This is a genomic window from Pseudomonas sp. TCU-HL1 (genome assembly GCF_001708505.1).
Classification (GTDB): domain Bacteria; phylum Pseudomonadota; class Gammaproteobacteria; order Pseudomonadales; family Pseudomonadaceae; genus Metapseudomonas.
Genome location: NZ_CP015992.1, coordinates 5,589,173 through 5,602,565, shown reverse-complemented (window position 1 = coordinate 5,602,565; position 13,393 = coordinate 5,589,173). Strand labels below are relative to the sequence as shown.

At 64.7% G+C, this 13,393-nt stretch carries 12 protein-coding genes; 9 read left to right on the top strand and 3 right to left on the bottom strand.

Annotation, left to right across the window (positions count from 1 at the left end; translation table 11 throughout):
* Positions 1-71 precede the first annotated feature (71 nt).
* Positions 72-971 carry a LysR family transcriptional regulator gene (locus tag THL1_RS25710; RefSeq protein ID WP_069085885.1) on the bottom strand — a complete coding sequence of 300 codons (900 nt, stop codon included), beginning with the start codon at positions 969-971 and terminating at the stop codon, positions 72-74.
* 127 nt (positions 972-1,098) lie between these two features.
* Between THL1_RS25710 and THL1_RS25705 the strand changes: the two genes are divergently transcribed.
* From THL1_RS25705 to THL1_RS25670, 8 genes are all read left to right on the top strand, one after another.
* Positions 1,099-2,589, top strand: coding sequence for an aldehyde dehydrogenase family protein (locus THL1_RS25705; protein ID WP_069085884.1), 1,491 nt, complete (start codon positions 1,099-1,101; stop codon positions 2,587-2,589).
* 29 nt (positions 2,590-2,618) lie between these two features.
* Positions 2,619-3,902, top strand: a complete 1,284-nt coding sequence (locus tag THL1_RS25700; RefSeq protein WP_069085883.1) for an NAD(P)/FAD-dependent oxidoreductase — start codon at positions 2,619-2,621, stop codon at positions 3,900-3,902.
* 356 nt (positions 3,903-4,258) lie between these two features.
* Positions 4,259-5,380: a branched-chain amino acid ABC transporter substrate-binding protein gene (locus THL1_RS25695; RefSeq protein ID WP_069085882.1), complete on the top strand. Its 1,122-nt coding sequence runs from the start codon at positions 4,259-4,261 to the stop codon at positions 5,378-5,380.
* 272 nt (positions 5,381-5,652) lie between these two features.
* Positions 5,653-6,567: an ABC transporter permease subunit gene (locus tag THL1_RS25690; protein ID WP_069085881.1), complete on the top strand. Its 915-nt coding sequence runs from the start codon at positions 5,653-5,655 to the stop codon at positions 6,565-6,567.
* Between the two features lie 2 nt (positions 6,568-6,569).
* Positions 6,570-7,856: a high-affinity branched-chain amino acid ABC transporter permease LivM gene (gene livM, locus THL1_RS25685; protein WP_069085880.1), complete on the top strand. Its 1,287-nt coding sequence runs from the start codon at positions 6,570-6,572 to the stop codon at positions 7,854-7,856.
* Positions 7,853-8,728, top strand: coding sequence for an ABC transporter ATP-binding protein (locus tag THL1_RS25680; protein ID WP_069085879.1), 876 nt, complete (start codon positions 7,853-7,855; stop codon positions 8,726-8,728). Before livM ends, THL1_RS25680 begins: the two co-directional genes overlap by 4 nt.
* The gene (locus THL1_RS25675; protein ID WP_069085878.1) at positions 8,725-9,441 is read left to right on the top strand and encodes an ABC transporter ATP-binding protein; all 717 of its coding nucleotides are present in this window, start codon (positions 8,725-8,727) and stop codon (positions 9,439-9,441) included. Before THL1_RS25680 ends, THL1_RS25675 begins: the two co-directional genes overlap by 4 nt.
* 103 nt (positions 9,442-9,544) lie before the next feature.
* A complete protein-coding gene (locus tag THL1_RS25670) occupies positions 9,545-10,486 on the top strand; it encodes an ornithine cyclodeaminase family protein (protein WP_069085877.1) in 942 nt (313 codons plus the stop codon).
* Between the two features lie 362 nt (positions 10,487-10,848).
* Here the strand turns inward: THL1_RS25670 and THL1_RS25665 are convergent, their stop codons facing one another.
* A complete protein-coding gene (locus tag THL1_RS25665) occupies positions 10,849-11,172 on the bottom strand; it encodes a putative quinol monooxygenase (protein ID WP_069085876.1) in 324 nt (107 codons plus the stop codon).
* Positions 11,173-11,726: 554 nt separating this feature from the next.
* On the opposite strand from THL1_RS25665, the gene THL1_RS25660 reads away from it, so the two are divergent.
* Positions 11,727-12,491 (top strand): SDR family oxidoreductase, encoded by a 765-nt coding sequence (locus THL1_RS25660; RefSeq protein ID WP_069085875.1) that lies wholly within the window; start codon positions 11,727-11,729, stop codon positions 12,489-12,491.
* On the opposite strand, the gene THL1_RS25655 is transcribed toward THL1_RS25660, so the two are convergent.
* Positions 12,469-13,383: a glycerophosphodiester phosphodiesterase gene (locus THL1_RS25655; RefSeq protein WP_069085874.1), complete on the bottom strand. Its 915-nt coding sequence runs from the start codon at positions 13,381-13,383 to the stop codon at positions 12,469-12,471. The genes THL1_RS25660 and THL1_RS25655 overlap by 23 nt on opposite strands.
* Positions 13,384-13,393 lie beyond the last annotated feature (10 nt).

The window sequence follows — 13,393 nt, the reverse complement described above, 5'->3', positions numbered from 1 at the left end:
AGCGGCCTTTTTTGTCGGGGTAGAGATGTGCTGCCTGGGCTCCTACAGAAAAGGAGTCCGTTGTGATCCTGTTACAGCGGTTCCCGGTCCAACTGCTCCAGCATCCAGCGCACGAAGTCCCTTACCTTCGGCACTTCGGCTGCGTGTTCGGCATAGGCCAGGTAATAGGCGTTGCGGCTCGGCAGCGGGTGGTCCCAGGGGATCACCAGTTTGCCTTCCGCCAACTCCTCTTCCACCAGGAAGCGCGGTAGCAGCGCGACGCCGCAGCCCGCCTGGGCGGCGCGGATGCACATATAGGACGTGTCGAAGCGTGGCCCGTGGTAGCTGTGCTCGGTGTGCCGGTCCTGGCTCTGGAACCACTCGTGCCAGGCTTCCGGGCGGGTGGCGTTCTGCAGCAGCACCAACTCGGTGAGTTGGGTCGGTTCGGTGAAGGGCCGTTCGGGCATCGCGCCGGGCGCGCAGACCGGCACCACTTCCTCGCCGAACAGGCGGATGCACTCGGCGCCTGGAAGGGCGCCATGGCCGAAGTAGAAGGCGACATCGCTGTGGCCTTGCGCCAGGGCGTTGGGTTCCGGTTCGTTGCGCAGGTCCAGGTGAATGTTCGGATGGCGCAGGCGCCAGCCCTTCAGGCGCGGGATCAGCCAGCGGGCGCCGAAGGTGGGCGGTGTGGCCACCCGCAGCACTTCTGTATCACCACCGTAGGACAGCATGTAGTGAGTGGACATCTCCACCTGGGCGAGGATCTTGCGCACCTCGGTCAGGTACAGCGAGCCCGCCGGGGTCAGTTGCAGGCGCCGGCGCACACGGCGGAACAGCAGGTGCTGGAGCAGTTCCTCCAGTTGCGCTACCTGCTTGCTGACTGCGCTCTGGGTCAGGTTCAGTTCGTCGGCGGCACGGGTGAAACTCAGGTGCCGGGCCACCGCCTCGAAGCATTGCAGGGCGGTGATCGAGGGCATGTGGCGTTTGAGCATCGGGGTTTCTCGAGGGCGGTCCGGTACATGAAAAAACGGAATGATATGTGTCGGAAAGGTTGTTTGTTGGCAAGCCCTTTTCGCGGCTATTACTGGAGCCCGGTCCGATCCTCAGACAGGAGTTCCCATGGTTGCCGCACTGCTTGACCGCCTTGGCGTCGATGCTTCCCTCTACCAGCAAGGCGATCACGCCGTTCATTCGCCCATCGACGGCAGCCGCATCGGCACCGTACGCCTGGAGGGCCGCGCTGAAGTCGAAGCGAAGATCGCCCGTGCGTTTGATGCCTTCCAGGCCTGGCGCAAGGTGCCGGCCCCGCGCCGCGGCGAGCTGATCCGCCAGTACGGCGAAGCTCTGCGCCAGTACAAGGCCGAGCTGGGCGAGTTGGTGTCCTGGGAGGCCGGCAAGATCACCCAGGAGGGCCTGGGTGAAGTGCAGGAAATGATCGACATCTGCGACTTCGCCGTCGGCCTGTCGCGCCAGCTCTACGGCCTGACCATCGCCTCCGAGCGCCCTGGCCACCATATGCGAGAAACCTGGCACCCGCTGGGCGTGGTCGGCGTCATCAGTGCGTTCAACTTCCCGGTCGCCGTGTGGTCGTGGAACACTGCGCTGGCGCTGGTCTGCGGCAACCCGGTGGTATGGAAACCCTCGGAAAAGACCCCGCTCACCGCCCTGGCCTGCCAGGCGCTGTTCGAGCGCGTGGCGAAGAATTTCAGTGAGGCCCCGGCCCACCTCAGCCAGGTGGTTATCGGCGCCCGCGAAGCCGGCGAAGCCCTGGTGGACGACCCGCGCGTGGCCCTGGTCAGCGCCACCGGCAGCACCCGCATGGGTCGTGAAGTGGCACCGCGCGTGGCGGCACGCTTCGCCCGCAGCGTGCTGGAGCTGGGCGGCAACAACGCCATGATCCTCGCCCCTACGGCCGACCTCGACCTGGCGGTGCGCGCCATCCTGTTCAGCGCCGTCGGCACCGCCGGTCAGCGCTGCACCACCCTGCGCCGCCTGATCGCCCACGAATCGGTGAAGGCCGAGATCGTCGAGCGCCTGAAGGCTGCTTACGCCAAGGTGCGCATTGGCCACCCGCTGGAAGGCAACCTGATTGGCCCGCTGATCGACAAGCAAAGCTTCGACGGCATGCAGCGTGCCCTGGAGCAGGCCCGCGCCGAAGGTGGCAAGGTGTTCGGCGGCGAACGCCAGCTCGAAGCACAGTTCCCGAACGCCTACTACGTGTCCCCGGCCATCGTCGAAATGCCCGGCCAGAGCGCCGTGGTCTGCCACGAGACCTTCGCCCCGATCCTATACGTGGTCGGCTACAGCGATTTCGACGACGCCATCGCCCTCAACAACGCCGTGCCCCAGGGGCTATCGTCCTGCGTGTTCACCACCGACGTACGCGAGGCCGAGCTGTTCCAGTCGGCGGTGGGCAGCGACTGCGGCATCGCCAACGTCAACATCGGCCCGAGCGGCGCGGAAATCGGCGGCGCCTTCGGTGGCGAGAAGGAAACCGGCGGCGGCCGCGAGTCCGGCTCGGACGCCTGGAAGGCCTACATGCGCCGCCAGACCAACACCGTGAACTACTCCCACGAACTGCCGCTGGCCCAGGGCATCACCTTCGACTGAGCGGGTTCCGGCCCTAAGGACTGCACCCCATGACCCTGCGCCAGGAATGCCTCTGGGAATATCTGACGCCACGACTGCCGGAAAGCCCTGTGCTGCACGGCGAGGTCAAGGTCGATGTCTGCGTGATCGGGGCCGGCTTCACCGGCCTCTCCGCCGCACTGCACCTGCTGGAGGCGGGCAAGCGTGTCTGTCTGATGGAGGCCCGCACCGCCGGCCACGGCGGCTCGGGGCGCAACGTCGGCCTGGTCAACGCCGGCCTGTGGATTCCGCCGGACGACATCGAGGCCGGGCTCGGCCACACTGTCGGCGATCGCCTCAACCGCACCCTGGGCGCTGCTCCGTCGCTGGTGTTCTCCCTGGTGGATCGCTATGACATCGATTGCCAGTTGCGCCGAGAAGGCACCTTGCACATGGCGCACAACGCCCGTGGCCAGGCCGACCTCGCCAGCCGCTGCGAACAGTGGCAGCGCCGTGGCGCTCCGGTGGAGCTGCTGACCGGTGCGGCCTGCCGCGAAGCCACCGGCACCGACAGGATTGCTGCCGCGCTGCTGGACCGGCGCGCCGGCACCCTCAATCCGATGGGCTATACCCGTGGCCTGGCCCGCGCGGTGAAGTACCTCGGCGGGCAGCTGTTCGAGCATTCGCCCGTGCTGCGCCTGGAGCGGCAAGGCGCCGACTGGTGCGTGGTCAGCGAGCATGGCGTGGCCATTGCCCCGCAGGTGGTGATCGCCTCCAACGCCTACACCGAAGGCGAGTGGACCGAACTGCGTCGCCATTTCTTCCCCGGTTACTACTACCAGGTGGCGTCCACGCCGCTCTCGGGCGAGGCTGCCGCGCGCATCCTGCCGGGCGGGCAGGGCTCCTGGGACACCCGCCAGGTCCTCAGCAGCATCCGCCGCGACGCCGATGGCCGCCTGCTGCTCGGCAGCCTGGGCAACGGCTCGCGCAAGCCGGCCTGGTTCCTGCGCGCCTGGGCCGATCGCATCCAGCGCCACTACTTCCCCTATCTGGGCAAAGTGGATTGGGAATTTACCTGGACCGGTTGCATCGACTTCACCCCCGACCACCTGATGCGCCTCTACGAACCCGCCCCCGGCCTGCTCGCCTTCACCGGCTACAACGGCCGCGGCGTGACCACCGGCAGCGTGGTGGGCAAGGCCTTCGCCGACTACCTGCTGAGCGGCGACGAAACGGTGCTGCCGATGCCCTTCCAGCCGATGCGGGCGGTGGCGGCGGTGGGGCTCAGGAGTTCGCTGTACGAGGCGGGCTTTTCGCTCTACCACGCCGGTCAATGTTTGCGCGTAGTGATATAGGTCGCAAAAAATTTGCGTTGCACAGCTTTGAGGCAACGGGGCGTTTCTTGCAGGATGGGGGGATCAAGGGCCGGACAGTAACAGTGCGGAGTGGGAAAATTCGCGCACCAGTGATGTGCAAATAAGTACCGCGAGTCTATTGTTACCGGACCTGCTGGCACACTGATGCCGTGCGGCTTCCAGACACGTCTGCAGTTTTTTTGGGATGTTTTGGAAGTTATTGATTTAAAACAATAAAAATAAAAAGAACAGGAGGTGGGAAGGGCCTTTCAGGGCGCGGAGCAACGACAAGAATTAATGGCACGCCACTTGCTGAACACGAGCGCTAACCCTAAAAACCTCAGGAGCAAAACTCCATGTCGCAGAAGATTTTCAGAAAAGGCTTTCTGGCTCTGGCGGTTACCACCGCGATGGGCATTTCTTCCGTTGTACAGGCTGATGTAGTCATCGGCGTTGCCGGTCCGCACACCGGCGCCAACGCATCCTTTGGCGAACAATATTGGCGCGGCGCTTCGCAGGCCGCCGAAGACATCAACGCCGCTGGCGGCGTCAACGGCGAGAAGATCAAGCTGGTCAAGGCCGACGATGCCTGCGAGCCGAAACAGGCCGTGTCCGTCGCCAACCGCCTGGTCGATCAGGACAAGGCCATCGCTGTGGTCGGCCACTTCTGCTCTTCCTCCACCATCCCCGCTTCCGAGGTCTACGACGAGGCCGGGATCATCGCCATGACCCCCGGTTCCACCAACCCTGCCGTCACTGAACGCGGCCTGTCCGGCATGTTCCGCATGTGCGGTCGGGACGACCAGCAGGGCATCGTCGCCGGCGACTACATCGTCGACAAGCTCAAGGCCACCAAGGTCGCCATCATCCACGACAAGGACACCTACGGTCAGGGCCTGGCCGATGCCACCAAGGCGCAGCTGGCCAAGCGTGGTGTGAAGGAAGTCCTGTACGAGGGCCTGACCCGTGGTGAGAAAGACTTCAACGCCCTGGTCACCAAGATCCGCGCCACGGGCGCCGAGGTCGTCTACTTCGGCGGCCTGCACCCTGAAGCCGGCCCGCTGGTTCGCCAGATGCGCGAGCAGGGCCTGACCGCGGTCTTCCTCTCCGGCGACGGCATCGTCACCGACGAACTGGTCACCACCGCCGGCGGCCCGCAGTACACCAAGGGTGTGCAGATGACCTTCGGCGCCGACCCGCGCAAGATCGCCGACGGCCAGGCCGTGATCGAGAAGTTCCGCGCTGGCGGCTTCGAGCCGGAAGGCTACACCCTTTACGCCTACGCCACCCTGCAGGCCTTGGCGGCCGGCTTCAACGGCGCTGGCGCCAACGACCCGGCCAAGGCTTCCGAATGGCTGAAGGGCCATCCGGTGCAGACCGTGATGGGCAAGAAGGAATGGGATTCCAAGGGCGACCTGAAAGTCTCCGACTACGTGATCTACGAGTGGGATGACAAGGGCAAGTATCACCAGCAGTAACGGCTGGCCAGGATCGGTTGCGCGTTGGCCATGCCTGCTCCGTCGGGCCATGGCTCGCGCAGTCCCGATCCGACACTGGTTTTAGCTCGGCTGACCGGCCAGGCGCCACCCGCGTCTGGCCGGTTGGTGTATTCCGGGAAACTGCTGAAGTCCCAATCTGCTTGACTCGGGTGTCGCATCACCCGATCCGGTAATTCAGTGGTGCCCGTCTGATTCCACTCGCGGGAGCTGGCCGAACCCAAGGTCGGACCCCCAAAAGACGAGACTGAGTGATGGACGGTATTATCCTGCAACAGCTGATCAACGGGCTGACCCTCGGGTCTGTCTACGGTCTGATCGCCATCGGCTACACCATGGTTTACGGCATCATCGGCATGATCAACTTCGCCCACGGCGAGGTGTACATGATCTCTGCCTACCTCGCCGCGATCACCATGGCCCTCCTGGCCTTCTTCGGACTCGAGTCCTTCCCGCTGCTGATCCTCGGCACCCTGCTGTTCACCATCCTGGTGACCGGCGTGTACGGTTTCGTGATCGAACGCATTGCCTACAAGCCGCTGCGCAACTCCACGCGCCTGGCGCCGCTGATCTCCGCCATCGGCATGTCGCTGATCCTGCAGAACTACGTGCAGCTCAGCCAGGGCGCTCGCCAGCAAGGCGTCCCCACCCTGCTCGACGGCGCGCTGAAGTTCCACGTCGGTGACGGCTTCGTGCAGCTGACCTACACCAAGGTGTTCATCCTGGTGGCCGCCTTCATCGGCATGGGGGTGCTGACCTACATCATCCAGCGCACCAGGCTCGGGCGCATGTGCCGTGCTACGCAGCAGGACCGCAAGATGGCCTCGATCCTCGGCATCAACACCGACCGGGTGATCTCCTACGTGTTCGTCATCGGTGCTGCCATGGCCGCCCTGGCCGGTGTGCTGATCACCATGAACTACGGCACCTTCGACTTCTATGCCGGCTTCATCATCGGCATCAAGGCCTTCACTGCTGCGGTGCTCGGTGGCATCGGCTCGCTGCCCGGCGCCATGCTCGGCGGGATCATCCTCGGCGTTGCCGAGGCGCAGTTCTCCGGCATGGTCAACACCGACTACAAGGACGTCTTCAGCTTCTCCCTGCTGGTGCTGATCCTGATCTTCCGTCCCCAAGGCCTGCTCGGCCGTCCGCAAGTCGCGAAGGTGTAAGCATGTCGTCCGCCATTGCAAGCAAACCCCTGGATTTCAAGAAGAGCCTGATCGACGCCGTGCTCGCCGGCCTCTTGGCCCTGATCGTGTTCGGCCCCATCGTCGGCGTGGTGCTCGACGGCTACAGCTTCAACCTGGAGTTCAGCCGTGTCGGCTGGATGATCGCCGTGGTCGTGGCTGGGCGTTTCGCCCTCAGCCTCTACCTGCAGACCGCTCGCGGCGAAGTGCTGATGCAGCGCTTCGAGACCGTTGGCTCCGGCGTGCATGTGCGCGACCCCGGCTACCAGAGCCGGTTGCGCTGGATCCTCCCGCTGATCCTGGTCGCCGCGGTGATCTTCCCCCTCTTCGCTGGCAAGTACTTGCTCACCGTGGTCATCCTCGGGCTGATCTACGTGCTGCTCGGCCTGGGGCTGAACATAGTGGTGGGCCTCGCCGGCCTACTCGACCTCGGCTACGTGGCCTTCTACGCCATCGGTGCCTATGGCCTGGCGCTCGGTTATGAGTATCTTGGCCTGGGCTTCTGGGCAGTGCTGCCATTGTCCCCCCTGATTGCGGCGATGGCTGGGGCACTGCTGGGCTTCCCGGTGCTGCGCATGCACGGTGACTATCTGGCCATCGTCACCCTGGGCTTCGGCGAGATCATCCGCCTGATCCTCAACAACTGGCTGGACTTCACCGGTGGGCCGAACGGCATGTCGGTGCCGTCGCCGACCTTCTTCGGTCTGGAGTTCGGCCGCCGGGCCAAGGAAGGCGGGGTGCCCTTCCACGAGTTCTTCGGTATCGCCTACAACCCCAACCTGAAGTTCCTGTTCATCTACGTGGTGCTCTTCCTGGTGGTGCTGCTGGTGCTCTACATCAAGCACCGGCTGACCCGCATGCCGGTGGGGCGAGCCTGGGAAGCGCTGCGCGAGGATGAGATCGCCTGCCGCGCCATGGGCCTGAACCACGTGCTGGTGAAGCTCTCGGCCTTCATGCTGGGCGCCTCCACCGCCGGCCTGGCCGGGGTGTTCTTCGCCAGCTACCAGGGCTTCGTCAACCCCTCGTCCTTCACCTTCTTCGAGTCGGCGCTGATCCTCGCCATCGTCGTGCTCGGGGGCATGGGCTCTACCGTCGGGGTGGTGATCGCCGCCTTTGTCCTCACCGTCGCTCCGGAGCTGCTGCGCGCCTTCGCCGACTACCGCGTGCTGCTCTTCGGCATCCTCATGGTGCTGATGATGATCTGGCGGCCGCGCGGGCTGATACGCATCAGCCGCGTTGGCTTTACCCCGCGTAAAGGAGTTGCGCCATGAGCAGCGAACACATCCTCAGCGTCGAGCACCTGATGATGCACTTCGGTGGCATCAAGGCGCTCAACGACGTCAGCCTGAAGATCAAGCGCGGCTCCATCTCCGCGCTGATCGGCCCCAACGGTGCCGGAAAGACCACTGTGTTCAACTGCCTGACCGGCTTCTACAAGGCCACCGGCGGACGCATTCAGCTCAACGCCCGTGGCGTGACCACCGATGTGATCAAGGTGCTGGGCGAACCCTTCCAGCCGACCGACTTCGTCAACCCGGCGCAGTTCGCCAGCCGCCTGCATTACAAGATGTTCGGCGGCACCCACCTGGTTAACCGTGCGGGACTTGCGCGCACCTTCCAGAACATCCGCCTGTTCCGTGAAATGTCGGTGGTGGAGAACCTGCTGGTGGCCCAGCACATGTGGGTCAACCGCAATCTGCTGGCCGGCGTGTTCAATACCCCGGGTTTCCGCAAGGCCGAGGATGACGCGCTGAACCACGCGTTCTACTGGCTGGAAGTGGTGGACCTGGTGGACTGCGCCAACCGCCTGGCTGGCGAGCTGTCCTACGGCCAGCAGCGCCGCCTGGAAATCGCCCGCGCCATGTGCACTCGGCCGCAGCTGATCTGCCTCGACGAACCCGCTGCCGGCCTCAACCCGGCCGAGACCGAAGCGCTCAGCCGGATCATCCGCAAGCTGCGCGACGAGCACGACCAGACCGTTCTGCTGATCGAACACGACATGGGCATGGTGATGAGCATTTCCGACTACATCGTGGTGCTGGACCACGGCGAAGTGATTGCCGAGGGCAACCCCCACGACATCCGCCACGATCCGAAGGTGATAGCCGCGTACCTAGGCGCCGAAGAGGAGGAAGTGGCATGAGCACCCCCCTCCTGGAGTTCAAGGATGTCGACGTCTTCTACGGGCCGATCCAGGCCCTGCGGAGCGTCAGCCTGCACATCAACGAAGGCGAGACGGTGAGCCTGATTGGCGCCAACGGCGCCGGCAAGTCCACCCTGCTGATGTCCATTTTCGGCCAGCCGCGCGCGGCCAATGGCGCCATCGTCTACCGGGGCACCGACATCACCCACAAGTCGGCGCACTACGTCGCCTCCAACGGCGTCGCCCAGTCGCCGGAAGGGCGCCGGGTGTTCCCCGACATGAGCGTGGAGGAGAACCTGCTGATGGGCACCATCCCCGTCGGCATGGACCATGCGGATGAAGACATGCAGCGCATGTTCGACCTCTTCCCGCGCCTGAAGGAACGGCGCAATCAGCGCGCCATGACCATGTCCGGTGGCGAGCAGCAGATGCTCGCCATCGCCCGCGCGCTGATGAGCCGGCCCAAGCTGCTGCTGCTCGACGAACCTTCCCTGGGCCTTGCGCCCATCGTGGTCAAGCAGATCTTCCAGACCCTGCGGGAACTGGCCCAGACCGGCATGACCATCTTCCTCGTCGAGCAGAACGCCAACCACGCGCTCAGGCTGTCCGACCGCGCCTACGTGATGGTCACCGGCGAAATCCGCATGAGCGGCACGGGCGAAGAACTGCTGGGCAACCAGGACGTCCGCAACGCCTACCTCGGCGGTCACTGACCCGCCACCTCCAACCTTTCCCGAGCGTCCCCCTCTCCCTTCAGGGAGAGGGGCCGGGGGAGAGGGCAATTCGCTCGCACTCGGTTCCCCAAGGAGTCCAGAGATGCAAACCCTGCGCTTCTTCACCAACGCCGATGTCGCTGCGGCGCTGGCTTATCCACAACTCATCGACGCCCTGCGCGTTGGCCTGGCCAACCCGGCCGAGGCGCCGGTGCGCGCCAGCCATGCCTTGCCGGAGGATGCCTCGCTGCTGTGCATGCCGGTCTGGCAGAAAGGGCAGGGCGTCGGGGTGAAACTGGTCACCGTATTTCCCCACAACGGCGCGAAGGGCCTGCCCTCGGTCGCCGCGCTCTTCACCCTGTTCGACGATGCCACCGGGCGGCCCCTTGCGGTGCTGGAGGCCTCCGAACTCACCGCCCGGCGCACCGCCTGCACATCCTCCCTGGCCGCCAGCAGCCTGGTGCGCCATGACGCCAGCCGGCTGCTGGTGGTGGGTAGCGGTACCCTCGCTGCACACATGGTCCGCGCCCACTGCGTGGTGCGGCAGTACGAGCGTGTGGATATCTGGGGGCGCCATCCGGACAAGGCTGCCGAGTTGGTGCGCACGCTCGTCGCCGAGGGCTATCCGGTGCAGGTGGCGTCCGATCTGCAGACCTGCGCCCAGCAGGCCGACTGCATCAGTTGCGTCACCACGTCCACCACGCCGCTGATCCTAGGCGACTGGCTGCGGCCGGGCACCCACCTCGACCTGGTGGGCGCCTTCCTGCCGACCATGCGCGAAACCGACAGCGCCGCGGTGGCCCGCTCGCGCATCGTCGTCGATACCCGTGACGGCGCCCTGGAGGAGGCCGGTGACCTGCTCTTCGCCATCGCAGACGGTGCTATCACCGAACAGAGCATCCACTTCGAACTCGCCGACCTGCTGCATGGCCGCGGCCACCGCCAGACCAGCAGCGAGATCACCCTGTTCAAGTCCGTGGGTTATGCGCTGGAAGACCTGATTGCGGCGCAGGTGTTGCTACAGGCGGTGGAAAAACCCTTGTAGGAGCGAATTCATTTGAACTTGGGAAACCACGTCCTTAGGACGTGGTCATGAGTCATCGGCTCTGCCTGTGACGATTCGAGTCAGCGAACCAGCAGGATGCTGCCGGTCCCGTAGGGTGCGCCGCGCGCACCGGGAGACGGACTCGGAGTCGCCACCATCGCCGCGGTGCGCATGGCGCACCCTACTGCTGGGCACGGTGGCGGAGATCAGCCGAGTGCTGCGTGTGAGGATGGCCCCCTTAACAGGGGGCAAACACACGTCCACGTTCTACGAACGTGGACCTTTACTCGCGAAGAATCGCGCAGCGGTCCCTTTTGGCAGCCCTGCGGCCTGCTTTCGCGAATGAATTCGCACACAGTTGTTCAGAACTCCTCCTCCTCCTCGGCGAAGGGCAACTTCGCCGCCAGCACCTCCACCCGCTCGATCTGCGGCGGCTTGCTGAACAGGTCTCCGGCGCGCTCCATCAAGGCGGCGGCCACCTGGCCGGTCATATGCGCCTGTAGCCCCAGGTCACTATCGAAGGCGTCGAAGATGCCGAAGGTCGTCGGCCCCATGCGCAGCGCGAACCAGACAGTGGTATCGGGTTCTTCCTGCACCAGCGGTAAGCCGCCATGGAGGAAGTCCTCCACCTCGGCGACTTTGCCCGGCCTGGCTTCCAGGCGTACCAGCAACGCAACTTTGACCATGGCCCTATCTCCTCTGTGGTTAGCCAGGGAAGTCTAGGCCCATGGAGAAGGGCGCCAGCCCCGCCTGTCCGATGCGGGGATATCCACATCACAGTCGTGAGAAACGTTTTTTGTAGGAGCGAATTCATTCGCGAAGCAGGCCGAAGGCCTGCCCTGTAGCCAATCGCGAATGAATTCGCTCCCACAGGTAAAGCCGGGCCCGGCCTGATACCCACAATCCCTGTGAAACACTCTGTGGATAACTTGGTGGTAGCTGCCGCCAGGCCCCTATTCTCGCCACGCACAGACGGCCGATCAAATATTGCTCAATCGATGTTTATTCCACGAAAACAGTGGCTTGTATGAGTTATCCATCGTTTGGAAACGCATCTCGACTTGTCCCCGTTCGCTGTGTGGAAAGCTGTGGATAAGATTGGGAATAACTGCTGCAGGGCAGCTGCGACGGGGGCTGCATGGAGATGCTGGTTTTTTCGCCATCAGTTCGTCCCTGTGGATGTCGTAACCTATGCCGGTCTAATCGCAACGGGCCTGTGCCCCAGAGCAAGGAGAACAGCATGACTTCCACCCTTTTCATCACCGGCGCCACCTCGGGATTCGGCGAGGCCTGCGCCCGGCGCTTTGCCCAGGCCGGCTGGTCGCTGGTGCTGACCGGCCGCCGCGCCGCGCGGCTGCAGGCGCTGAAGGATGAACTCTCGGCCCTGACCGACGTGCACACCCTGGAACTCGACGTGCGCGATCGCAAGGCCATGGAAGCGGCCATCGCCGGTCTGCCGGCGAAGTACGAAAAGATTCGTGGCCTGATCAACAACGCTGGCCTGGCCCTGGGCGCCGACCCAGCACCCAAGTGCGACCTGGATGACTGGGACACCATGGTCGACACCAACATCAAGGGGCTGATGTACAGCACCCGCCTGCTGCTGCCGCGCCTGATCGCCCATGGTCGTGGCGCGAGCATCGTCAACCTGGGCTCGGTAGCGGGCAACTGGCCCTATCCGGGCAGCCATGTGTACGGCGGCACCAAGGCCTTCGTCGCCCAGTTCTCGCTGAGCCTGCGCAATGACCTGGTGGGCACCGGCGTACGCGTCTCCAATATCGAGCCGGGCCTGTGTGAGAGCGAGTTCTCCCTGGTGCGCTTCGGCGGCGACCAGGCCAAATACGACGCCACCTATGCCGGTGCCGAAGCCATCCAGCCCGAAGACATCGCCGAAACCATCTTCTGGATCATGAACCAGCCGGCCCACATCAACATCAACAGCCTGGAGCTGATGCCTGTGAGCCAGACCTGGGCCGGTTTCGCTATCGATCGCTCAGCGAAGTGAGGCGGGTGGAGCGTCCGAGCAGTTGCAGGGCGCGATCCGGGTAATCGGTAATCAGGCCATTCGCCCCCATGTCCAGCAGGTGGCGCATGGCCGGTTGCTCGTTGATGGTCCACATCTGTACCGCCAGCCCCCGTTGTAGTGCGGCCTGCATGAGGCGTTCGCTGGCTACCTGCAGTCCGCCGCTGCGTTCGGGGATCTGCAAGGCCTGATAGGACGGGCTGACCAGGCTGCCCAGGCCGACCCAGTTCAGCGCCACCAGCAGGCGCACCGAGCTCGGTCCGGCCGAGGTGGCGACGCCTGGGCAGACTTGGCGAAAGCGCTTGAGGCTGCGCTCATAGAAACTTCCCACCAGCACCCGCTCGCGCTGCTCGTGCCTGTCCAGCAGGGCGCAGAGCTGCTCTTCCATGCCGACGTCCGGCACTTTGATCTCCACCACCTTGGCCTGCTCCGGGAAGCGCTCCAGCACTTCGCCGAAGGTCGGGACGCGGATGCCCTGGCCGCGATAGGGATGGCTTTCGCCACCGTCTGCACTCCAGCGATAGCCGGCGTCCAGGGCCTGTACCTCGGCGAGGGTCAGGTCGGCGACCTTGCCGTCGCCATTGGTGGTGCGATCCACCCTGGCGTCGTGCAGCACCACCAGCTCGCCGTCGTGGGTGCGGCGCAGGTCCATCTCCAGCATGTCCACCTTGAGGGCGGCGGCACGTTCGAAGGCGAACAGGGTGTTCTCCGGCCACAGGCCGCGCCCGCCGCGATGGGCGATCACCAGGGGCTGGTCGCCGAAGCCGGCGAGCACCACCGGGCGCTCTGCTGGACGGCTGGTCAGGGCCAGGGCCAGCAGGGCGACGACGATCAGGAAAAGGGGAGCGAGAAAGAATCGGGCGAAGCGCTTCATGTTGTTCTTA

Excerpts from the sequence above, each read along its gene's own strand:
- THL1_RS25705 (WP_069085884.1), top strand. The coding sequence starts at position 1,099 with ATGGTTGCCGCACTGCTTGACCGCCTTGGCGTCGATGCTTCCCTCTAC.
- THL1_RS25690 (WP_069085881.1), top strand. The coding sequence starts at position 5,653 with ATGGACGGTATTATCCTGCAACAGCTGATCAACGGGCTGACCCTCGGG.
- livM (WP_069085880.1), top strand. The coding sequence starts at position 6,570 with ATGTCGTCCGCCATTGCAAGCAAACCCCTGGATTTCAAGAAGAGCCTG.
- THL1_RS25660 (WP_069085875.1), top strand. The coding sequence starts at position 11,727 with ATGACTTCCACCCTTTTCATCACCGGCGCCACCTCGGGATTCGGCGAG.
- THL1_RS25695 (WP_069085882.1), top strand. The coding sequence starts at position 4,259 with ATGTCGCAGAAGATTTTCAGAAAAGGCTTTCTGGCTCTGGCGGTTACC.
- THL1_RS25655 (WP_069085874.1), bottom strand. The coding sequence starts at position 13,383 with ATGAAGCGCTTCGCCCGATTCTTTCTCGCTCCCCTTTTCCTGATCGTC.
- THL1_RS25675 (WP_069085878.1), top strand. The coding sequence starts at position 8,725 with ATGAGCACCCCCCTCCTGGAGTTCAAGGATGTCGACGTCTTCTACGGG.
- THL1_RS25670 (WP_069085877.1), top strand. The coding sequence starts at position 9,545 with ATGCAAACCCTGCGCTTCTTCACCAACGCCGATGTCGCTGCGGCGCTG.
- THL1_RS25665 (WP_069085876.1), bottom strand. The coding sequence starts at position 11,172 with ATGGTCAAAGTTGCGTTGCTGGTACGCCTGGAAGCCAGGCCGGGCAAA.
- THL1_RS25680 (WP_069085879.1), top strand. The coding sequence starts at position 7,853 with ATGAGCAGCGAACACATCCTCAGCGTCGAGCACCTGATGATGCACTTC.
- THL1_RS25700 (WP_069085883.1), top strand. The coding sequence starts at position 2,619 with ATGACCCTGCGCCAGGAATGCCTCTGGGAATATCTGACGCCACGACTG.
- THL1_RS25710 (WP_069085885.1), bottom strand. The coding sequence starts at position 971 with ATGCTCAAACGCCACATGCCCTCGATCACCGCCCTGCAATGCTTCGAG.